This window comes from Brevibacillus sp. WF146, from assembly GCF_001673705.2.
Classification (GTDB): domain Bacteria; phylum Bacillota; class Bacilli; order Brevibacillales; family Brevibacillaceae; genus Brevibacillus; species Brevibacillus thermoruber.
Map to the genome: position 1 here is coordinate 3,517,696 of NZ_CP109943.1, position 21,134 is coordinate 3,538,829.

Sequence of the window (21,134 nt, forward strand, 5' to 3'; positions counted from 1 at the left end):
ACTCTCCTTGAAATACGTGCTTCTTCTATCCGTAACCGTAACACAAGCCGCCGGCAGCGGCAAATGAAGATCCTGGGCCCCGGCGGCCCCTCCCGCCTACTTGTTCAGTTCCCGGACGACGTGCCCCAGCTCGGGCACGATCAGCCGGGTCATCGCCAGCCGCACCGCGCCGGTGGAGCCGGGCGTGGAAAAAATCGCCTTTCCCTTTCGGGTGCCGGCAATGGCCCGGCTCAATATCGCCGCCGAACCGATGTCCTCGGTGAAGCTGAGCATGCGAAACAGTTCGCCAAACCCGGGCATTTCCTTTTCCAGCAGCCTGGAGACGGCCTCAAACGTGTTGTCGCGCGGAGAGATGCCGGTGCCGCCGTTCAAGAGGATCACCTGCACCTCCGGATGGGCGATCCCGGCTTCGATCGCCGCCTCCACCTCCGCCGGCTCGTCCTTGACGATCCGGTACAAGATCGCGGCATGGCCGGCCTCCTCCAAGAGCTCCTTCATCAGCTTTCCGCTTTTGTCCGTCTCCTCGGTGCGCGTGTCGGAAACGGTGATCACCATGCAGCCCACCCGTTTGGGGGCTTCCGCTTTATGTTCCTGTGTGCTCATCGCCACTCTCCCTCTCCTGTCTTGGCAGGCTGTTGTTCTCCCGGTTGGGAACAGAACGGTCGCCGCTTGACCGGAACGGCCCGGTCTCGTCTGAAGCCATGATACCATGTACCGGGAAGCCTATCCAGTCAGGAGCGGGAGACCCTATACCCGTTCCCCGGCCGCATCCGCTATAATGAGGAAATCGAGAGACGGACGAAACGGACAAGGGAGCACGAGAACGATGGCGAATCGTCCTTTTTTTGCGTTTCACTTTCACAAGCGGTCGAACACACCGCTCTACGTCCAGTTGGCCGAACAACTGCGGACGGCTCTCCTGCGGGGCGCTTTTCTCGTCGGCGGGGAGCAGTTGATCTCGCTTCGGGAAATGAAAGCGGTCAGCGGCTGTTCGCTGGAAACGGTCAAAAAAGCGTACGATCACCTCGTGGCGGACGGATGGCTGGAGGCGGTGCACGGCAAAGGGTACTTCTTGACGGCGAAGGCGAGACAGGCGCGGGACTGCACACGACTGCCGCTGACCGACATTCCGCTCGCTTCGCTGATCGACTCGACGCCCCAGCCGGGAGCGGAGCTGATGCGGCGGCTGCGCGTCGCGTTCTACGAGAGCGTGGGCGTGCTGCTGGATCGGCCCGACGAAAAAAAAGCGCGCCGCTCGCAAGCGGCGGAGGTGTTCGCCGGCCATTTGGCCCGGCGCGGCATCCCGCACGTACCGGAACGGCTGCTGCTGTTCAACCGCAGCGTCAGCGGCTTTTCTTTTCTGGTCCAGCAGGTGATGAAACGGACAGACGTCGTGTACGTCGAATCGTACAGCTATCCCGTGTTTATGGCCATGCTGCGGCACAGCGGCATCGAGGTCCGGGCGATCCGGCTGGACGACGAAGGAATCTGTCCCGAGGCGCTGGAAGCGGCGCAGCGGGAACGGCCGGCCGACTGGCTGATGGTCAACCCGCACCACCACTTTCCGACCGGCATCAGCTACTCGCCGCGACGGAAGCGGTATTTGCTGGAATGGGCGGAACGGCACGGCGTCCGCCTGCTGGAAAACGATCATCACGGCGACCTCTGGTTTCGCCGCCCCGGCCGGACGCTGTACCGGATGGCGGCGGAGGCGGGCAGTCCGGTTCCGGTCTACTACCTCCATTCCTTTTCCAAGACCCTGGCTCCCGACGTGCAGTTGGGCGTGCTCGCTCTTCCCTGGGTCACGGCCGGCGAAGAGCGGGAGCGGCTTCGCCAGTTCGTTACCCTCATGGGCGCCGAGCCTCCCCTGGTGGTGCTGGAGGCGGCCGCCCGGCTGCTGGCCGATCCGTGGTTTGCCGAGGTGTATCTGCCGGAACGGCGGGCCTTGTTTTCATCCCGCTGGCAGTGTCTCCTGCAGGAACAGCGGCAGGCGCTGCCCAAGCATGCCCGCATCCTGCCGATCAGCGGCGGGCTGAACACCTGGATCGAATGGGGGACGGCCAGTCCGCTCGCCGCCAGCCAGGAGGCGCGAATCGTCTCCCTGCTGCGCGAGGAAGGACTGGAGCTGATGCCGGGCCAAGCCTTTCGCCTGCCGGACGAACCGGTCGGCATCGTCCGCCGCCCCGCCGTTCGGTTTCCGCTTTCTCCGCTGGATGAGCGGGAACTGAAACACTGGCTGCACCGGCTGGGAGCAGCGATGCTCCGCTGATCGGTGCGAAAATTCCTGTTTTCTTTTCCAGCGGTCTCCATTATACTTGCAGCATCTGACGCCATACTAGTACGGAAAGAATCTCCTGTGCGGCCCGCCAAAATCGGACAAAATTGAGGAATGATTGCGCATGATTCAGAACTTCATGGAAAAACTGCACCTTGACCCTCCCAAGACGCTGGTGCTTGGCTTTGCCCTGATCATTCTCCTGGGCACCACGCTGCTGACGCTGCCCGCCGCCACCGTCAACGGACAGGGGCTTCCCTGGCTGGACGCGCTGTTCACAGCCACGTCGGCCACCTGCGTAACCGGGCTGGTGGTGGTGGACACCGGCACGACCTTTACGCTGTTCGGCCAGCTCGTCATCCTCGCCCTGATCCAGGTCGGCGGGCTCGGCTTCATGACGGTTGCCACCTTTTTTGCCCTGCTGATTCGCAAGCGGATTTCGCTGCGCGAACGTCTGCTGCTGCAGGAGTCGCTCAATCTGGTCTCGATTGAAGGCATCGTCCGGCTGGCCAAAATGATCATCATCTTTTCCGCCTTGACCGAAGCCATCGGCGGTCTGATCCTGGGCCTCCGGTTCTCGTTTGACATGCCGCTCGGCAAAGCCTTTTATTTCGGAATCTTTCACGCCATCTCCAACTTCAACAACGCGGGTTTTGACCTGATGGGCGACTTCTCCAGCCTCACCCGCTACGTGGAAGATCCGGTCGTAAACCTGGTCGTCTGTTCGCTGATCGTATTGGGGGGGATCGGATTTATCGTCGTCAGCGAAGTGTACGAGTACCGCCGCACCCATCGGCTGTCGCTGCACACGAAAGTGGTGCTGTCCACGACCGCCGCGCTGATTGTGGTCGGGGCCGTGCTGATTTTCCTGCTGGAGTACACCAACCCGAAAACCCTGCAGCCGCTCTCCCCGCTGGGCAAGGTGCTGGCCTCGCTGTACCAGTCGATCACGCCTCGCACGGCCGGCTCCAATACGCTGAACATCGGCGACATGCGGCAGTCGTCGCTGTTTCTCATCATCGTGCTGATGTTCATCGGGGCATCTCCCGGGTCGACGGGCGGCGGGATCAAGACGACCACGTTTGCCACCCTGATCGGGGCCGTAATCGCGCAGATCAGGGGGAAAGAGGATGTCATCTTCTACCGCCAGCGCATTTTGCCGCACATGATTTACAAATCGCTGACGGTCACCATCAGCGGGCTGTTCGTCGTGATGGCCGTAACCATGGCCCTCTCCATCACCGAAGCGGGGGCGGAGTTTCAGATGATTCTCTTTGAGGTGACGTCCGCTTTTGCCACCACGGGACTGTCGATGGGATTGACGCCGATGCTGTCACCCATCGGCAAAATCCTGATCGTGCTGACCATGTTTGCCGGACGGGTGGGGCCGCTGACCATCGCCTTTGCCCTGGCCCAGCGGAAACAAAAGGAATACTACCGCTATCCGAAAGGCAAGATCATGATCGGGTAAACGCAGCAAGAAAGGCACCGTCCAACCAGCGAAGTGGTACGGTGCCCTGCTTTTTTCTAGAAGCCCCACCAGTAACGGTGCATCCCGCTGGCGTATTGGGTGGCAAGCGTTTGGCGGAACGAGCTCTGCGCCAGTTTGGACGCGTCGGATGCGTTGGAGATGAAACCGGTCTCGCCCAGTGTCGCCGGCATGTTGGTATAGGTCAGCACGTAGTACGCATATTCTTTCACCCCTCTGGGATTGGCAAAGGAACTTTTCAATTGGTTGTACGTTTCCGTAGCCAATCGCTTGCCGTTTACCGATCCGGGGTACGCGTACGTTTCGACTCCGTTGGCCGAAGCGTCTGTCGCGGCATTGATGTGCATGGAGACGAAGAAGTCGGCATTCTGGGCGTTGGCAAATGACGTCCGGCTGGACAGGGAAACGGTTGTGTCGGAGCTTCTCGTCATGTACACCGTGGCCGGATAATTGGCCACAATGTAGTTCTTGGCCCGAAGACCGATGTCCAGCGTCAAGTCCTTCTCTTTCAACCCGTTGCCCACCGCGCCCGGGTCGTCCCCGCCATGCCCGGGGTCGATGACGATGACAGGATTGGCGGCCAGTTGGAATGATTCCTTGTCAAAGACGCGCTTGTCCGCTTCCTCCCGCTTTTGCGGGTCGTAGTTGTGCGGGGCGGGCTCGCTGTCCCACGCGGGTTCGTCGGCGATTTCCCTTTCGGCAAACACGGGAGCGGCAGCCGCCAAACTGCTCACAACGAGTGTGGAGACCAGCAGTTTTGACCATTTCATACCCAATCTCTCCTTTACTGGTTTTTTCTATACGAAACGACTTTTCGTCTCGGATAGACTACGCATGCGGTTGGAAAAACAGCTGCAGCCGTACAGGCAGATCGCTCCAGAACGCCCAAAACCGATTCTTTTTCAAATTTTCCGGAAATAACCGGTACGGATTTGCCCTTTTCTGCTCCTCCAGCCATTTCCCGTACACCGCCGATTCTTTCTCCAGATAGAGGGCCCGGTAGATCTTCCCCCTCACTTCCGCAAGGCTTTGCGTCTTGGCCGGCATCGTCTCAACCGGCAAAAACCAATACGTCCACTGTTCGTAGACGACCGGACCGACGACCTGCTTCACGGGCGAGCGAAACACGGCATCAGCAGCAGCTTCACCGACATTCGCGGACAGCTCGGATTGCGAAACCCATTCATAGAATCCGGCCCGTCCCTCCAGGTCGCTGCCGGAATCTTTTAATAGGGAGGGAAAACGTTCTGTGGTGATGGTTTTCAGCTTGTCTATCCACGGCTTGTCATCTTGTCCAGCCCGGACGTAATAGATGGTGCGCAGTTCGGGAATGTGAAACGACTCGAGGTGGTCCCGGTAGTAGCTGTTCACTTCTTCCTCGGTCACCGTGATCTCCCCGGTTACCCTCCGCTTCACTTCAAACCCGATCAGAGCCCGCCGAATGTTCGTGACGCTGTCCGCTTCCGTCATGTTCATCTGCCGCAGTGCTTGTTCGCGCTCCTCTTTCGTGCTCCCCAACTGCTTCATGTGTTCGTCGATGAAACGCTGGTCAATCTGGACGCCCATTTGTCTCCCCTTGTAGAGAACCAATTCTTCCAAACTGCGCTGTTCCAGCAGCCTTTCCTCCTCTTCCGGCGTGTGCGGCCTCCCTTGAAAATAGAGGGGTTTGATCCTTTCCCAATCGTCTTTGCGGAAGATTTGATCGCCGGCAATGAAGAGAAGAGGCTGGTACACCGCCATCGCGTAGATCAGCATCGCTGTCAGCGACAGGAATGCCGCGTACAGAGGAAGCCATTTCTTGCGCGGTTTCATCCGATCACCTGCACCCTGACATGGATAAAATTAAGCAATCAGTAAAAATATACCTAATTCCATAGTAACAGAAGCTTCCAATTTTAGGAATACATATTTTAGAATATTGTTTATTTTCTTTCTCTTTTTGGGGTGGAAAAGGGTGACGCACCTCCGAAAGCAGAACATGCAGCCTTCTTCTCGTGAAGAGGCTGCATGTTCCTGTAACGGGTGTGGCCCTCCTCCTCAGCCCATCGGCCGAAGAGACGGGGTTTTTCGCGCAGTCATGCGGCCGGCCAGCAGCGCGGCCGCGCTCCACAGACCGCTCACGTACAGCGGATCGATGCCGGTGGCGGGCAACAGCCACCACGCCCAGGCGAGCGCGAGCAGCGGCGCTCCCCAGACCGCCAGGACCGCCCAACGCCGCTCCACCGGCGAAATGTGAAAGAGGTAGAACAGCACCGGAAAGAAGATCGTCACGCCTCGGAGCGTCATGGCCAAAAACGCCCAGTGCAAGATCAGCGCGTTTTCGTCCAGGCAGACCAGCGCGTAGGCGACCGCGATGACGCCCAGGATCAGCGCCCGGGACAGGCGCAGCCTGCTCTCCTCCGAACGGAACCGGGCGGTGTAGCGCTGGATCACGTCCCGGTTGAGGATCGTGGCGATGCTCAGCGCAAGCGCCGCCCCGGTCATCACGACGGACAGGAGAATAACAGCATAAGCGGCACCCGCCAGCCAGGACGGCGCATGGGTCAGGAAAAACATCGGAACGGCCTCGCGCGGCGCCAGCTCGGGGTGGGTGTCGTGCATGTACAGGCCGATCCAGGCGCTGACCAGGCCGATGAGGATGATGACCAGACCGGCCGCGACAGAACCGCTGCGCGCCTCTCGTTCACTGCGGCTCGCAAAGATGGGCTGCAGATAGGCCTGCGTGGAAAAAATCCCCACGATCATCGACGCTCCCTGCACCCATCCCAGCCCGGCCTCGGGAACCACCAGGGAAAGGCGCCCCTGCTGCCACCAGCGGACGATCGTCTCTCCGCCCAACTGCCCCCACAGCCAGGCACCCGTTCCCAGCAGGAGGAGGATCAGCATAACCGTTTTCAGCGTGCCGACGATACTCGCCCCCATAAATCCCCCGGCCAGCACGTAGGCGAAGATCAGCGCGGCGGGAATCAGCGCCAGCAGCGGCAGCGGAGCCTTCCAGAAGACGGAGACAAACGGCAGGGCGGCCAACAACTGCGCGATCACCTGGATAAACATCCCCAGCGAGAGAAACAGGCTGGCCCCAAGCTGGGCCCGTCCGCCATACTGGGTGCCGATCAGTTCGGGCAGCGTTTCCACCTGCAGCCGGAGAAAGCGGCCGGCACACAATCCGAGCAGGATGACCGCCACCCCGCCCCCCAGCGTAAACCACACGGCGGCCAGTCCGTGCCGGAAAGCAAGCTCGCCCGTGCCGACAATCGACGTGCCGCCGACAAATCCGCCGACGAGCGCCCCGGCCACCATCCCCGCCGACAGGGAACCGCCGGCGTTGCTGAAGTCGCTGCTGCGGCGAACGGATCGTTTGGCGATCAGGCCGGCAGCGATCGTACACGCCAGAATGGCGACAAAACTGAGAAGAAAGCCAAGCGAAGACACGATGCCACCTCTTTTGCACAAGTCACGAAATTGCGACTCATTCTATGAATGATTGTAGTATATGACGAGAACGGGTACAGTGACAAGCGGAAACCGTCCGGCCTGAGGACAGAACAAACCGCCAATCGTGGTAAGGAAAGACCCTGCCCTCCGTCCAATCCGTCGGACGGAGAAACAGGGTCTTTTTTGGGTTCTGTGTTCTTATCGGGAAATGGCTTGGCTTTGGAGCGCTTCGCGGACCAGGCGGCCCATCTCTGCCGTGCCGATCGCCCGGCTGCGGTCGGCGGCGATGTCGCCGGTGCGATGTCCCGCCTCCAGCACCGACCAGACCGCCCGCTCCACCGCGTCCGCCGCCGCGTCCATCCCGAACGAGAGGCGCAGCATCATCGCCGCGGAGAGAATCGTCGCCAGCGGATTGGCTATGCCCTGGCCGGCGATGTCCGGCGCCGAACCGTGAACCGGTTCGTACAGCCCGAAGCTGCCTTCCGCCAGGCTGGCCGACGCCAGCATGCCGATCGAGCCGGTCAGCATCGCGGCCTGGTCGCTCAGGATGTCACCGAACATGTTTTCCGTGACGATCACGTCAAACTGCTTGGGCGCGCGAACGAGCTGCATCGCGCACGCGTCCACCAGCATGTGGGACAGCTCCACATCGGGGTAGTCGGCCGCCACGCGTTCGGTCACCTTGCGCCACAGGCGGGAGCTTTCCAGGACGTTGGCCTTGTCGACCGAGACGAGGCGCTTCTGCCGCTTGCGGGCAATGTCAAAGGCCACACGCACGATGCGCTCGATCTCCGCTTCGTGGTAGATGCACTGGTCTTCCGCCACTTCGCCGTTCGGCCCGTCATAGCGCTTTTTCTCGCCGAAGTAAATGCCGCCGGTCAGCTCCCGGACGACGATCAGATCGACACCGGAGACCACTTCCGGTTTCAGCGAGGAGGCCTCCACCAGCGAAGGATGCATCGTCGCCGGCCGGATGTTGGCGAACAGCCCCAACGCCTTGCGGATGCCGAGCAGCCCCGCCTCCGGACGGAGATGGCCGGGATTCTGATCCCACTTGGGACCGCCCACGGCGCCGAGCATCACCGCGTCCGCCTCCTTGGCGATCGTCAATGTCTCTTCCGGCAGCGGCGTGCCGTCCGTGTCGATGGCGATTCCGCCGATCCGGCCGTGCTTGAATTCAAACGTAACTCCTTCCCGTTCCGCTACCAGGGAGAGGACCTTGACCGCTTCTTCCATGATCTCCGGTCCGATTCCATCCCCGGGCAGAACGGCGATGCGATAGGTTTTCTTCATCGTTCATCCCGCTTTTCCGTGTATAGTTGTTTCTATTATATAGTGCTTCTGTACATCCTTTTTTCCGAACCTGTTTGGTTTCTCTTCCATCCTATCCTGCCGCCCCCGTCAGTTGGCGGCCACCGTCAGCATCTCTTTGCGCTCCAGGATCTTGTTGACGGCCCGCACATACGCGATGGCGCTCGCCTCCAGCACGTCGGTGCTGACACCGCGGCCGGTGACGGTTAGGTCGCCCTGCTGCAGGCGGACGAATACTTCCCCGAGCGCGTCCTTGCCGTGCGTGACGGAGAGGATCTTGTAGTCCGTCAGGGTGACCTCTTCGCCTGTCGCCCGGTCGATCGCCTTGTAGATCGAGTCGACGGAGCCGTTGCCGCACGCCGCTTCCTCGCACACCGTACCGTCGGCCCGCACCAGTCTGACGCTGGCCGTCGGCAGGGAGATGTTGCCGTAGGAGAGCTGCACCGACTCCAGCCGGTACATCTCCGTTCCGCGAACCATCTTGGCGTCAACCAGCGCGAGGATGTCGTCGTCGCTGACCTCTTTTTTCTTGTCGCACAATTCCTTGAAGGCGGCAAACGCGGCGTCGATTTCGTCCTGTTCCAGATGGTAGCCCAGTTCCACCAGCTTCTCCTTGAAGGCGTGGCGGCCGGAGTGTTTGCCCAGCACCAGTTTGTTCGACTTGAAGCCGACCGTCTCCGGACGGATGATTTCGTAGGTGGACGCCTCTTTCAGGACGCCGTCCTGGTGAATGCCGGACTCGTGGGCAAACGCGTTGGCCCCTACCACCGCCTTGTTGCCCGGTACGATCATCCCGGTCAGACGGCTGACCAGTTGGCTGGTGCGGGCAATCTCTTTCAGGTTGAGCTTGGTCGTGGCCTGGTAAAAGTCCTTGCGGGTCTCCAACGCCAGCGCCACTTCTTCCAGTGCGGCGTTGCCCGCCCGCTCGCCGATGCCGTTGATCGTGCCTTCCACCTGGGTCGCCCCCGCTTCAATCGCCGCCAGGCTGTTGGCTACGGCCATGCCGAGATCGTCATGACAGTGACAGCTCAGGCGGATCCGGTCAATGCCGGGGACGCGCTGGCGCAGTTCGCGGAAGATGTTGCCGTACTCGTACGGCGTCATGTAGCCGACCGTGTCGGGGATGTTGACGGTGGTGGCGCCCGCCTTGATGACCGCTTCCACCACTTCCGCCAAAAAGTCGATCTCCGTGCGGGCCGCGTCCTCCGCGGAGAACTGGACCTGCGCAAAGTACTTCTTCGCGTAGGTGACCGCCTCCACCGCCCGCGCCAGCACCTGCTCCTTGCTCATCCGCAGTTTGTACTGGCGATGGATCGGCGAGGTCGCGATAAAGACGTGGAGGCAGGCGTCCTGCGCGTGGCGCAGCGCCTCGTACGCCTTATCCATGTCGTCCTTGACGGCACGGGCGAGGCTGACGATGGTGGAATGCTTCACCCGCTTTGCCACTTCGGCCACGGACTTTTGATCGCCCGGGGAGGCAGCGGCAAAGCCCGCCTCGATTCTCGTTACGCCCAGCTTCTCCAGTTGAAGCGCGATCTCCACCTTTTCGTTCGTGCTGATGTTGACGCCCGGAGACTGCTCCCCGTCGCGCAATGTCGTATCAAAAATCTCAATGGTCCGCATGAACTCTCCACCTCCACTGGTTTCCCCGTTGTCGGGCATTTGTCGGCCGGATCAACAGGCTGTTACTGACCGACCTTCGCTTCTTCTTTTTTTGTCTCGTTGTTCAGCCAGGACATCATGCTGCGCAGCTTCGCGCCCACCTGTTCGATGCCGTGTTCCGCTTCCAGGCGGCGGCGTGCGTTGAAGGCCGGACGGTTTGCCTGGTTCTCCAGGATCCAGTTGCGGGCAAAGGTGCCGTCCTGGATTTCGGCGAGCACTTTTTTCATTTCCTTTCGCGTCTCTTCCGTGATGATGCGGCGTCCGGTGCTGTAGTCGCCGTATTCCGCGGTGTCGCTGATGGAGTAGCGCATGCGGGCGAGGCCGCCTTCGTACATCAGGTCGACGATCAGCTTCAGCTCGTGCAGACATTCGAAGTAGGCGATCTCCGGCTTGTAGCCCGCTTCCACCAGGGTGTCGAAGCCCGCTTTCACCAGTTCACTGACACCGCCGCAGAGTACTGCCTGTTCCCCGAACAGGTCGGTTTCCGTCTCTTCGCGGAAGGTCGTTTCGATCACGCCCGCCTTGGTGCAGCCGATGCCGCTCGCGTAGGCCAGCGCCGTCTCTTTCGCCTTGCCCGACGCATCCTGGTGGACTGCGATCAGGCCCGGCACGCCAAAGCCTTCCTGGAAGACGCGGCGCACGAGGTGACCCGGGCTCTTCGGCGCCACCATGATCACGTCGACGTCGGCCGGCGGCACGATCTGGCCGAAGTGGATGTTGAAGCCGTGGGAGAAACAGAGCGTAGCCCCCGCTTTCAGGTTGGGTGCGATCTCGTCGCGGTACACCTGGGCCTGGCGTTCATCCGGCATGAGGATTTGCACCACGTCGGCGCGGCTGGCCGCTTCGGCCACGGTTACCACCTGGAAGCCGTCCTTTACCGCCTGGTCCCAGGATTTGCCCGGACGCAGGCCGACGATCACCTGATGGCCGCTGTCGCGCAGGTTCTGCGCCTGCGCGTGCCCTTGGCTGCCGTAGCCGATGATGGCGATGGTCTTGCCTCGCAGTGCCTCTTTGTTTACGTCTGCTTCGTAGTACATGTTCACCATGTGTATAGCCTCCTTAAAAATTGTTTAGATGGAATCACTATTCTGAATTTGACCGTTGCCGCTTACACGGTCACCGGCGACGGTACCACGCTGCGCGCCATCGCGAGCGTGCCGGTTCGCGTCAGTTCGAGGACGCCGTAGCTCTGCAGGAGCACCAGCAGGGCATCGATTTTCTCCGTATCGCCGGTCACCTGCACGATCAGCGAGGTGGGGCCGACGTCGACGATCGCCGCCCGGAACGGTTCGACGATGCCGTTCAGTTCCGCAAGCTGGCTCGGCGTGGCGCTCACCTTGATCAGCGCCAGCTCCCGCGACACGAACGGATTCTCGCTCAGGTTGGTCACGGAGATCACGTCGATCAGTTTGGACAACTGCTTCATCAACTGGTCGATCTTCTGTTCGTCTCCCCCGGTGGTGATGATCATCCGGGAGAGGCCCGGCTCTTCGCTGGCGCCCACCGTGATGCTGTCGATGTTGAAGCCGCGCTGACCAAACAGATTGGCGACGCGCGTCAACACGCCGGGGTAGTCGTTGACGAGTACCGCAATCGTATGTCGCTGCATCTATTCGTCCCCCAATACCATTTGATCTAATGTGCTGCCCGCCGCCACCATCGGGTAGACGTTTTCCTCCTGGGCCACCCGGAAGTCCACGACCACCGGACCGTCATGCCGGAGCGCTTCCGCCCAGACGGCTTCCGCCTCTTGCGGCGTGGAAGCTCGCAGCCCTTTGACGCCGTACGCTTCCGCCAGCTTGACGAAGTCGGGGCTGCAGGTCAGGTCGATCTGGCTGTAGCGGTTGTCGTAGAACAGTTCCTGCCATTGGCGCACCATGCCGAGGCACTGGTTGTTGATGATCGCCACCTTGACCGGCGTGTTGTACTGGGCGAGAATCGCCAGCTCCTGGTTGGTCATCTGGAACCCGCCGTCCCCCACCACCGCGATGACGGTGCGGTCCGGATGGGCGATTTGCGCCCCGATCGCCGCCGGGAAGCCGAAGCCCATCGTGCCGAGGCCGCCGGAGGAGATGAGCGAGCGGGCGTGCTTGAACTTGTAGTACTGCGCCACCCACATCTGGTGCTGGCCGACGTCGGTGGTGACGATCGCTTCCCCGTTGGTGGAGCGGTACAAGAGTTCGATGACCGCCTGCGGCTTCAGCACCTGATCGTCGTGTTTGTAGCGGTACGGATGCTGCTCCTGCCACTGTTTCAACTGGGCGATCCACGCTTCCGAGTCGCACGCGGTGACGAGCGGCAGCGCCTTTTGCAGCGTGCTCTTCACGTCGCCTGCCACCATGACCGCCGTGGCCACGTTTTTGCCCAATTCCGCCGGGTCGATGTCGACGTGGACGATCCGTGCCTTGGGGGCAAACTCCTTGGTGCGCCCCATCGTGATCCGGTCGTCGAAGCGTGCGCCGAGGCCGATCACACAGTCGGCGTTGAGCAGCGCCTGGTTGGCGGTGTAGCTGCCGTGCATGCCCGGCATGCCGAGCGCCAATTCGTGGACGCCCGGGAAGCCGCCCAGTCCCATGAAGGTGTTGATCACCGGGATCCGCGTCTTTTCCGCGAAGGCGAGCAGTTCCCGGTCGGCTCCCGCCGAGATGATCCCGCCGCCGGCCAGAATGACCGGGCGCTTCGCTTCCCGAATCGCCGCGACGAACGCGTGCACGTCTTCATCGCTCGGCACCAGGGACGCGCGGTAGCCGCGAATCTCCACCGTTTCCGGATAGGTGAACGGCGCCCTGGCGTTGCTCACATCCTTGGGGATGTCGATCAGGACCGGTCCCGGCCGCCCCGTCGTGGCAATGTAGAACGCCTCCTTGACGATGCGCGGCAGGTCGCGGACGTCGCGAACGAAGTAGCTGTGCTTGGTGATCGGAATCGTGATCCCCGTGATGTTGGCCTCCTGGAAGGCATCGGTGCCGATCAGGTGCTGGGGCACGTTGCCGGTGATACAGACCAGCGGCACGGAATCCATCTGGGCGGTGGCGATGCCGGTCACCAGGTTGGTCGCGCCCGGGCCCGAGGTGGCGATGACGACGCCCGGCTTTCCGGTCGCCCGCGCATACCCGTCGGCCGCGTGAATCGCGCCCTGCTCGTGACGGGTCAGGATGTGCTTGAAGTAGCTGCCGTACAGGGAGTCGTAAATCGGCAGCACCGCACCGCCCGGATAGCCAAAGATGTACTCCACCTGCTCCAGGATGAGACAGCGCAGAAGCGTCTCCGCCCCCGTCACCTCCTCACCGAACCGGACCGGCGGCATGCCGCTTTTCCCCTGCAATTCGGCGATTTGAACACTCATTTTCTCTCCTCCTCCCATGTCTCTGCCCATATTGAAAAAACCTATTGGCTAATAGAAAAACCCTTTCGCCCCGACACGGTTTTGGTTCCATGTCTGCTTGGGGCGAAAGGGTTCGCGGTACCACCCAACTTCATCGGCGCCTCACGGTCGGCCGATCTCAGCCAGTCACATTCATCGACTGCAACACGCTAACGGGTGTCAAACGGCCCTGCCTACTGATCCTCGCGGAGGAGCGACGTTCAGCAAGACGGCTCGGAGGCGAGCAGTGCGGTCGCTTTCTTTACCCATTCTCAGCTCCCTGGGCTCTCTGTAAAAGAAGAGGCGGGCACCTTCCTCGTCACAGCCTGTGTTTATGCCAATATTGCTAATTTTGAAGTTATCAGAAAATAAAGTGTTACGTCTGATTATAGCCACGTGCCCAAGGGGTGTCAACGAAATAAAAAACATTTTGCCAGACTTTTGTCCGAACGAATGTTCAGTCAAAAACAGCGCAGCGGCGCGGTTTTTTCGTGTAAGCGGATACATGGGGACCCGTTCCTTGTCTCCGCTTTGCCGACCTGGACCCTGCCTCTGACGCAGCCCCGATATGAGCACGGTGCGGTTTCCTTTTTACGCGGCCCGGCTGTACGGGAGCGATTGCGGGATCAGCAAAAAAAGCCCGGGGGGAATCCCCGGACCCGCTTCCTCGATGATTGGGCTGCCCCCGCGCCCTTACGATTCGGTGCGGCCCGATTCGGCCAGCCCGGTGATCAGCACTTGGGCCACCTCGGGCCGGGTAATCTCGGGCGGCGGCGTCTGCCCGCTTTTCAGCATCTGCCGCACGTTGGTCCCGGACAGCGCCACGTGCCGTTCCGCCCCGTGCGGACAGGTCTTGGCCGTGGCCATCCCCTGGCAGGCCGTGCAGTAAAAGCTGTGCTCGAAAAAGAGCGGCTGGATGCCCAGCTCGCCCGGCGAAAACGCGGAGAAAATGTGCTGGGCGTCGTAAGTTCCGTAAAAGCTGCCCACGCCGGCGTGATCGCGGCCGACGATGAAATGGGTGCAGCCGTAATTTTTGCGCACGAGCGCGTGGAACACCGCTTCCCGCGGACCGGCGTAGCGCATCGCGGCGGGAAAGGCGGCGAGGAAGACGCGCTCCCGGGGATAGTAATGGCGGAGCAGCACCAGATAGCTCTCCATGCGCACGGCGGCCGGCACGTCGTCCGCCTTCGTTTCCCCCATCAGCGGGTGGAGGAACAACCCGTCCACGATTTCCAGCGCCGTTTTCTGAATGTACTCATGCGCCCGGTGCACCGGGTTGCGCGTCTGGAAACCGACGACCGTCTTCCAGCCCTTTTCCTTGAACGCGGCCCTCGTCTCGGCCGGCGTGCAGTAATAGGCGGCAAACCGCTGGGGGATCGGCCGCTGCAGGAGCTCGATCGGGCCGCCCAGATAGAGGGCGGGCTTTGCAAAGAGCTTGTTCACGCCGGGATGGGACGGGTCTTCGGTGCCAAAGACGCGCACCGCCTCCCGCCGTTTGTCCGGCCGGTACCGGCTTTCCACGGTGAGTACGGCATACGCCTTCCCGTCTTCTCCGCGCAAGAGCAGGCGCTCTCCCTCCCGGACATCCGCATATTCCGTCTCGTCCACGGCAAGCGTGACCGGCAGCGGCCAAACCGTCCCGTCGGCCAGCCGCATGGTCTCCACGACGGCGTCGTAATCGCGCTCCCCGAGAAAACCGGTGAGCGGAGAAAACGCACCGATCGCCAAACAATCGAGATCGGACAAGGTCCAGCGATCCACCGTGACGCTTCGCAGCCGCTCGCCGCCGCCTGCCGGACCGGCATTCTCCGCAAGCCGGTTGACCAGCGTGCCCCCGTGCGGCAGGATCGTATGGGTCATGGTCTTTCCTCCCTTGGCATTCATTTGTGCAAACCGCACTCCGTCTTGTCAAAACCCGACCAGCGGCCGGCACGCGGGTCCTCTCCCGGGCGGACGGGCCGCGTGCAGACGCGGCAGCCGATGCTGGGATAACCCCGGTCGTGCAGCGGGTTGTACGGCACGCCGTGCTCGCGGATGTACTGCCAGACCTGCTCGCGGCTCCAATCGGCGAGGGGATTGACCTTGACCAACTGAAACTTTTCGTCCCATTCCGCCTTTTTCGCGCGGGCCCGTGTCGGCGCCTGTTCCCGGCGAATCCCGGTGATCCAGGCGTCATACCCGGCGAGAAACCCGCCCAGCGGCTCCACCTTGCGCAGTCCGCAGCAGAGGTTGGGCTCCCTCTCCCACAGATTGTCGCCGTATTGTTCCGCCTGTTGGGCCAGCGTCAGCTTCGGCAGCACGCGGATAAACTCGATCCCGTACCGCTCCCGGAGACGGTCGCGGACGGCGTAGGTTTCCGGAAAGTGAAGGCCGGTATCGAGATAAAACACGGGGGTGGCGGGCGCCAGCTTGTGCAGCATGTCGATCAGCACCACGTCCTCCGCGCCGAAGCTGGAAGCCAGCGCCACGCGGCCGCCAAACTGTTCGACCGCCCATGCGAGAGCGTCCTCGGGCCGCCCGTTCTCCAATCGGCTGGCCGTCAGGTTCAACTCATCATCCGTAATCCTGCGGCGATGATTCATGCTGATTCTCCCTTCTTGCTAGGCGTTACCCCATCATCATATGAGCCGCCGAGGCAAGTGGAGAGTCGTCCACGCCAAGAAGCGCCGAACCCATGAGCGAGGTGAAAACGCTGCCGGACTTGTGATTCAGTTCGGCGGTTTCATCATCGGCCTGCTGAGTCTCGTCGTGGCGATTGTCGTTGCTTTGACGCAAAAAAAGGCTGAAAAAATCGTTTGTATGGTTTTGGGAATATAGACCCAATCACGGCCAGCACTTTTCCAGGTCTCAGGTCGTATCAGCGGCGAGCAGGGCATAAAAAAAAGCACCCGAATTGGTATTACCCCTGTCAAGTAGACAGACTTTAAACAAGCCCTAGTTCAAGATGCCTGAGCTCGGTATTGTACCGGGCTCAGGTTATGTAACCGGGATTGAAAACGTTTGTGATTGTAAAAACGAATATAGCGATCAACAGCGTGATGTACTTCTTCATCCGTCTTGAAGTTGTGCAAATACATGCATTCTGATTTCAGATGGCTGAAAAAACTCTCCATACAAGCGTTGTCCAGACAATTTCCCTTTCTGGACATACTTGCGGTAATGTTATATTGTTTGAGTAGGTTATGATATTGTCGGGATGTGTACTGGAATCCTTGGTCGCTATGCAACAGGACTCCACTCACATCTCCTTTTTTTATGGCTGCCTTTACCGTGTCCATGACAAGCCGTATGTCATTCCGTTTACTTATCCTGTAGGCGACGACTTCGTTGTTGAAAAGGTCGTAAATGACGGAGAGATAGAGTCGACGTCCATTGAAGATCAGATAGGTAATATCTGTAACCCATTTTTCGTTAGGACGGGAAGCGATAAAATCACGGTTCAGTTTGTTTTCGGAAATGACAACTTGCTCTTTGCGGCCAAAGAATTTCCGTTTCCTGCGAATACGTGCCTGGATCCCCATTTCCTTCATGAGTCGATACACACGCTTACGATTTACGTGTATACCATATCTTTGAGTTAGCCAAACCGTTACTCGCGGGTACCCGTAAATGCCGTTTACTTCTTGATGGCATTCCCTAATCATTTCTTTCAATTTCTCGTCTTCCACCATTTTTCGAGACGGATTCTGCTGCTGTTTTACCCACTTGTAAAAGCCACTCCGTGATACACCGGATACCGAGCACAGCAAGGAAACGGAGTATGTTCCCATCATTTCATGGATGATGGAGTAAGATTTTGATTGTTCTTTTTGCTTCTTCACCGCCTTTCGAGTCCGAGCCACTTTTTTAGATATTCATTCTCAGCTCGCAATCTCAAGTTTTCCTCTTCTAGGGTGAAAAGACATTTTCTCGGCCTTCCTTTCCTCGGTCCAACCGCTTTCCCTCGTTTTTCTTCGAGTCCCTTCATCCCTTCATTCTCAAAATGCTTGACCCATCTCATCACAATGTTTTTATCTGAGATGCCAAGTTCCTTTGCGATGGTTTTATAACTTTTGTCGCCATCAAGGTATAAATGTACCGCTTTTCTCTTTATTTCAATTGGATACGTCTTGCGTATTTTCCCCATAGAAAATCCCCTCCGAGTTAACAGTAAGGGACTTGCTTTTTACTGTCTACTCAAAGGGGATAATACCAAATGCTCGGATGCTTTTTTGTGCGCAGCGGAAAGCTTACGCGTTCAGTTTGCTTTTTGCCAGAGCTGCCAGATCGTTGAACGCAGCCTTGTCGTTTACCGCCAGGTCAGCCAGCATTTTGCGGTTTACTTCCACGCCGGCTACCTTCAGGCCGTGCATGAGACGGCTGTAGGACAGGCCGTTCAGGCGAGCTTGCGCGTTGATACGGGTGATCCACAGTTTGCGGAAGTCGCGCTTTTTCTGACGGCGGTCACGGTATGCGTACAGCAGGGATTTCATTACCTGCGCATTTGCGGATTTAAACAGGCGGTGTTTGGAACCGAAGTATCCTTTCGCCAGTTTCAGGATTTTCTTGTGACGACGGCGTGTAACAATGCCACCTTTTACTCTTGGCATACGTAATTCCTCCTGGTCATTCCAGCATGGCGGCCCCGCTTACGAGGCGCTTAGGGAGCGCATGCTGCGTAATAGTGTGTGGTAGTGCGAAACAATCTTACAGGTACGTAACGAGCTGTTCGATACGTTTTTGGTCGCCTTTGGACACCAGAGCGCCTTTGCGCAGATGGCGTTTCGCCTTGGTGGATTTGTTGGCGAACAAGTGGCTGGTGTAGGCGTGGTCACGCTTCAGCTTTCCGCTACCGGTTTTTTTGAAGCGCTTCGCTGCGCCTTTATGGGTTTTCATTTTCGGCATGGTAGAAATCCTCCTGTCCTAAACGCTGTTTACTTATCCGATTTCGGCGCCAGAATCATGATCATGCTGCGCCCTTCGATCTTCGGCTTACGCTCTGCGACGGCGATGTCCTCGCAAAGGGATGCGACACGCTCCAGGACCTGTTGACCGATTTCGGAGTGGGTGATTTCACGTCCGCGGAAACGGATGGAGCACTTCACCTTGTGATGATCCTCCAAAAACTTGCGGACGTTGCGAAGCTTCGTTTGAAAATCGTGTTCCTCAATGTTGGAAGAAAAGCGCACTTCCTTCAGCTCGATGATCTTCTGGTTGCGGCGCGCTTCCTTTTCCTTTTTCGCCTGCTCGTACTTGAACTTGCCGTAGTCCATGATACGGCAAACAGGCGGCTTGGCTGTAGGAGCGACGTTCACCAGATCCAAATCGGCTTCCTGCGCAATGCGCAGCGCTTCCCTGAGGGGCACGACACCCAACTGGTTTCCGTCCGGTCCGATCAAGCGGACTTCACGGGCACGAATCGCTTCGTTGACTAACAGTTGATCCTTGCTAATACTTGCCACCTCCGTCAATTTCGAGAAGGAACAAAAATGTGCGAACGCTGACGCGCCCGCACATATCTCACCTAGCAAATTCAACAGATCCACAGTTTGCTTTTGCGTAAGAGTGACCTGTCAACAGTCGTGAAGACGTCGAACCAGGTGAGAAGCTGGGCGCTTCTGCTTGTTTCTCGAAGAATGAAGTTTTTACACTGGATCAATCATACCGTGCAGATTCGATCTTGTCAAGGATTTCATGACAGGTAGCGCAGCAGTTGACAGGCCGCCCCCTGTCCCGGACAGCATTCTTGTGATATTGTCATGGTATACCCCCATACGCAAAGGAGAATGCAGATGCATGTAAAGGTTCTCTTGTTCGCCGCGCTTGCGGAACGGGCCAACCGGCACGAAGCGCTCGTCCCTCTCCCCGAACCGGCCACCGTACAAACCCTGCTTGCGGAAGTCGGCAGGCTTCATCCCGAGTTGGCCGACCTGCTTCCCCGCTGCTTCATTTCCGTCAACCAGGAGTATGCGAACGCCGAGACGCCGATCGGCCCTGGCGACGAAATCGCGATCCTGCCCCCGGTCAGCGGCGGCGAAGACGGACGGTTTCGCATCACCGATCAGCCCTTGTCAGCAGATGCCGTCATCCGGCTGGTCTCCAACCCCCGGGCAGGCGCCGTGCTCACATTTGTCGGAACAGTACGAGAATTTACACACGGCCAGCGAACGGTCTCGCTCACCTACGAAGCGTACGTGCCGATGGCGATCCAAAAAATGAAGCAGATCGCCGACGAAATCAAGCAGCGCTGGCCGCAGGCGGAAGTGGCCATGCACCACCGCATCGGCGATCTCGCCATTGAGGACATCGCCGTGATCATCGCGGTCGCCACGCCGCACCGCAGCGAATCGTTCGAAGCGGGACGCTATGCGATCGAGAGGCTGAAACAAATCGTGCCGATCTGGAAAAAGGAAATCTGGGAAGACGGCAGCGAGTGGAAAGGCCACCAGCAGGGGCCGTGGAACCCGCTCTCCCGCCCCGAAGACTGACGAATGCAAAAGCTGACGAATGCAAAAGCGGTCGCCCTCCGCGCATGCGGAAGTGGGGACCGCTCGTTTTGTCATGCTTACCCGCCGATGTGCGACATCTCCACTTTGGGCCGTTTGGGCAGGCCCGGCGTGTGCTTCAACCGCTCCTCCGAGTAGCGGTCGTCGCGGCGGGCCCAGATCGATTGGATGATGTCCCGAATCTCCTCGTCGCTTTTTCCCTCCCGCAGCGGGCCGCGCAAATCTTCCCCGGACGAAGCGAACAGACAGTTGTACATTTTCCCTTCCGCCGACAGCCGGGCGCGCGTACAGGTGGAACAGAAGGCCTGCGTTACGGAGGAGATCAAGCCGATCTCTTGATTCGTACCCGCATACCGGTAGCGCGAAGCCACCTCTCCGAAGTAATTGGGCTCGATCGGCACAAGCGGCATCTCCGCGTGGATCATCCGCACAATCTCGCTGGAGGGTACCACCTGATCCAGTTTCCAGCCGTTGCTGTTGCCCACATCCATGAACTCGATAAAGCGCAGGATGTGCCCTTTTTCGCGGAAATAACGGGCCATCGGAAGGATGTCCTGGTCGTTGACGCCGCGCTGCACCACCATGTTGATTTTGACCAGAAGACCCGCTTCTGCCGCCGCATCGATGCCGCGCAGGATGTCCTGCACCCGATATCCTCTGCCGTTGATCCAGCCGAACCGCTCGTCATCCAGGCTGTCCAGGCTGACGGTCACCCTGTCCAATCCCGCCTCCTTCAGCGCCTTGGCGTGTTTGGCCAGGAGCGAACCGTTGGTGGTCATCGCGATGTCGCGCACGCCTTCCACCTGGCGAATCATCCTGATCAGATCGGGCAGGTTGTTTCGCATCAGCGGCTCACCGCCGGTGATGCGGATTTTTTCCACCCCGAGCGACGTGAAGATGCCGATCAGACGCGTGATCTCTTCGAACGTCAGCAGCTTGTGCTGCGGCAAAAACGGGTAATCCGGGCCGAAAATTTCGGCAGGCATGCAGTATCGACAGCGAAAATTGCACTTGTCCGTCACGGAAATACGCAAATCTCGGAGAGGACGTTTTCGTGAATCCAACACTTGTTCAGGCATTTCTGATCACTCTCCTGCTTCCATACTAGACCTG

General features: G+C 59.4%; 21 protein-coding genes and 1 other annotated feature. Of the genes, 4 read left to right on the forward strand and 17 right to left on the reverse strand.

Going from position 1 to position 21,134, the window contains the following annotated elements:
• Window positions 1-96: 96 nt before the first annotated feature.
• Window positions 97-603: a MogA/MoaB family molybdenum cofactor biosynthesis protein gene (locus A6764_RS17420; protein ID WP_044898419.1), complete on the reverse strand. Its 507-nt coding sequence runs from the start codon at window positions 601-603 to the stop codon at window positions 97-99.
• Window positions 604-826: 223 nt separating this feature from the next.
• On the opposite strand from A6764_RS17420, the gene A6764_RS17425 reads away from it, so the two are divergent.
• Both A6764_RS17425 and A6764_RS17430 read left to right on the forward strand, forming a co-directional pair.
• Window positions 827-2,269, forward strand: a complete 1,443-nt coding sequence (locus A6764_RS17425; RefSeq protein ID WP_264622302.1) for an aminotransferase-like domain-containing protein — start codon at window positions 827-829, stop codon at window positions 2,267-2,269.
• 130 nt (window positions 2,270-2,399) lie between these two features.
• A complete protein-coding gene (locus A6764_RS17430; protein ID WP_065068046.1) occupies window positions 2,400-3,746 on the forward strand; it encodes a TrkH family potassium uptake protein in 1,347 nt (448 codons plus the stop codon).
• A 56-nt stretch (window positions 3,747-3,802) separates the two neighbouring features.
• Here the strand turns inward: A6764_RS17430 and A6764_RS17435 are convergent, their stop codons facing one another.
• The 10 genes from A6764_RS17435 to A6764_RS17480 form a co-directional block, all read right to left on the reverse strand.
• On the reverse strand, window positions 3,803-4,534 hold the full coding sequence (locus A6764_RS17435) for an N-acetylmuramoyl-L-alanine amidase family protein (RefSeq protein WP_065068045.1): 732 nt from the start codon (window positions 4,532-4,534) through the stop codon (window positions 3,803-3,805).
• A gap of 58 nt (window positions 4,535-4,592) precedes the next feature.
• The gene (locus tag A6764_RS17440) at window positions 4,593-5,576 is read right to left on the reverse strand and encodes a peptidyl-prolyl cis-trans isomerase (RefSeq protein WP_065068044.1); all 984 of its coding nucleotides are present in this window, start codon (window positions 5,574-5,576) and stop codon (window positions 4,593-4,595) included.
• 225 nt (window positions 5,577-5,801) lie between these two features.
• A complete protein-coding gene (locus A6764_RS17445; protein ID WP_029097646.1) occupies window positions 5,802-7,196 on the reverse strand; it encodes a sodium:solute symporter family protein in 1,395 nt (464 codons plus the stop codon).
• A 201-nt stretch (window positions 7,197-7,397) separates the two neighbouring features.
• Window positions 7,398-8,492: a 3-isopropylmalate dehydrogenase gene (gene leuB / locus A6764_RS17450; protein ID WP_035300965.1), complete on the reverse strand. Its 1,095-nt coding sequence runs from the start codon at window positions 8,490-8,492 to the stop codon at window positions 7,398-7,400.
• A 108-nt stretch (window positions 8,493-8,600) separates the two neighbouring features.
• Window positions 8,601-10,133 carry a 2-isopropylmalate synthase gene (locus A6764_RS17455; protein ID WP_065068043.1) on the reverse strand — a complete coding sequence of 511 codons (1,533 nt, stop codon included), beginning with the start codon at window positions 10,131-10,133 and terminating at the stop codon, window positions 8,601-8,603.
• Window positions 10,134-10,195: 62 nt separating this feature from the next.
• Window positions 10,196-11,218, reverse strand: a complete 1,023-nt coding sequence (ilvC, locus tag A6764_RS17460) for a ketol-acid reductoisomerase (protein ID WP_065068042.1) — start codon at window positions 11,216-11,218, stop codon at window positions 10,196-10,198.
• Between the two features lie 62 nt (window positions 11,219-11,280).
• A complete protein-coding gene (ilvN, locus tag A6764_RS17465; RefSeq protein ID WP_029097650.1) occupies window positions 11,281-11,781 on the reverse strand; it encodes an acetolactate synthase small subunit in 501 nt (166 codons plus the stop codon).
• A complete protein-coding gene (ilvB, locus tag A6764_RS17470) occupies window positions 11,782-13,518 on the reverse strand; it encodes a biosynthetic-type acetolactate synthase large subunit (protein WP_065068041.1) in 1,737 nt (578 codons plus the stop codon).
• 711 nt (window positions 13,519-14,229) lie between these two features.
• Window positions 14,230-15,396 carry a sulfate adenylyltransferase gene (gene sat / locus A6764_RS17475; protein ID WP_065068047.1) on the reverse strand — a complete coding sequence of 389 codons (1,167 nt, stop codon included), beginning with the start codon at window positions 15,394-15,396 and terminating at the stop codon, window positions 14,230-14,232.
• A 20-nt stretch (window positions 15,397-15,416) separates the two neighbouring features.
• Window positions 15,417-16,118, reverse strand: coding sequence for a phosphoadenylyl-sulfate reductase (locus tag A6764_RS17480; protein ID WP_264622303.1), 702 nt, complete (start codon window positions 16,116-16,118; stop codon window positions 15,417-15,419).
• A 40-nt stretch (window positions 16,119-16,158) separates the two neighbouring features.
• Here A6764_RS17480 and A6764_RS17485 point away from each other — a divergent pair, with 40 nt between their 5' ends.
• Entirely contained in the window at window positions 16,159-16,353 is a 195-nt protein-coding gene (locus tag A6764_RS17485; RefSeq protein ID WP_238550895.1) for a putative holin-like toxin, read from the forward strand.
• A gap of 122 nt (window positions 16,354-16,475) precedes the next feature.
• On the opposite strand, the gene A6764_RS17490 is transcribed toward A6764_RS17485, so the two are convergent.
• The 5 genes from A6764_RS17490 to infC all read right to left on the reverse strand — a co-directional run bounded on the left by A6764_RS17490 (window position 16,476) and on the right by infC (window position 18,977).
• Window positions 16,476-17,357, reverse strand: coding sequence for an IS3 family transposase (locus tag A6764_RS17490; protein ID WP_264622263.1), 882 nt, complete (start codon window positions 17,355-17,357; stop codon window positions 16,476-16,478).
• Window positions 17,354-17,662 (reverse strand): transposase, encoded by a 309-nt coding sequence (locus tag A6764_RS17495; protein WP_065068441.1) that lies wholly within the window; start codon window positions 17,660-17,662, stop codon window positions 17,354-17,356. The genes A6764_RS17490 and A6764_RS17495 overlap by 4 nt, the downstream gene beginning before the upstream one ends.
• A gap of 103 nt (window positions 17,663-17,765) precedes the next feature.
• A complete protein-coding gene (gene rplT / locus A6764_RS17500) occupies window positions 17,766-18,125 on the reverse strand; it encodes a 50S ribosomal protein L20 (RefSeq protein ID WP_029097656.1) in 360 nt (119 codons plus the stop codon).
• 97 nt (window positions 18,126-18,222) lie between these two features.
• A complete protein-coding gene (gene rpmI, locus A6764_RS17505; RefSeq protein WP_029097657.1) occupies window positions 18,223-18,420 on the reverse strand; it encodes a 50S ribosomal protein L35 in 198 nt (65 codons plus the stop codon).
• Between the two features lie 29 nt (window positions 18,421-18,449).
• Window positions 18,450-18,977, reverse strand: coding sequence for a translation initiation factor IF-3 (gene infC, locus A6764_RS17510; RefSeq protein WP_081656421.1), 528 nt, complete (start codon window positions 18,975-18,977; stop codon window positions 18,450-18,452).
• Between the two features lie 17 nt (window positions 18,978-18,994).
• Window positions 18,995-19,145, reverse strand: a sequence feature (ribosomal protein L20 leader region).
• Window positions 19,146-19,307: 162 nt separating this feature from the next.
• Between infC and A6764_RS17515 the strand changes: the two genes are divergently transcribed.
• Window positions 19,308-20,003 (forward strand): molybdenum cofactor biosynthesis protein, encoded by a 696-nt coding sequence (locus A6764_RS17515; protein ID WP_065068037.1) that lies wholly within the window; start codon window positions 19,308-19,310, stop codon window positions 20,001-20,003.
• Window positions 20,004-20,080: 77 nt separating this feature from the next.
• Here A6764_RS17515 and moaA read toward each other — a convergent pair whose 3' ends face one another.
• Window positions 20,081-21,100 carry a GTP 3',8-cyclase MoaA gene (gene moaA / locus A6764_RS17520; protein ID WP_035300535.1) on the reverse strand — a complete coding sequence of 340 codons (1,020 nt, stop codon included), beginning with the start codon at window positions 21,098-21,100 and terminating at the stop codon, window positions 20,081-20,083.
• Between the last annotated feature and the right edge of the window lie 34 nt (window positions 21,101-21,134).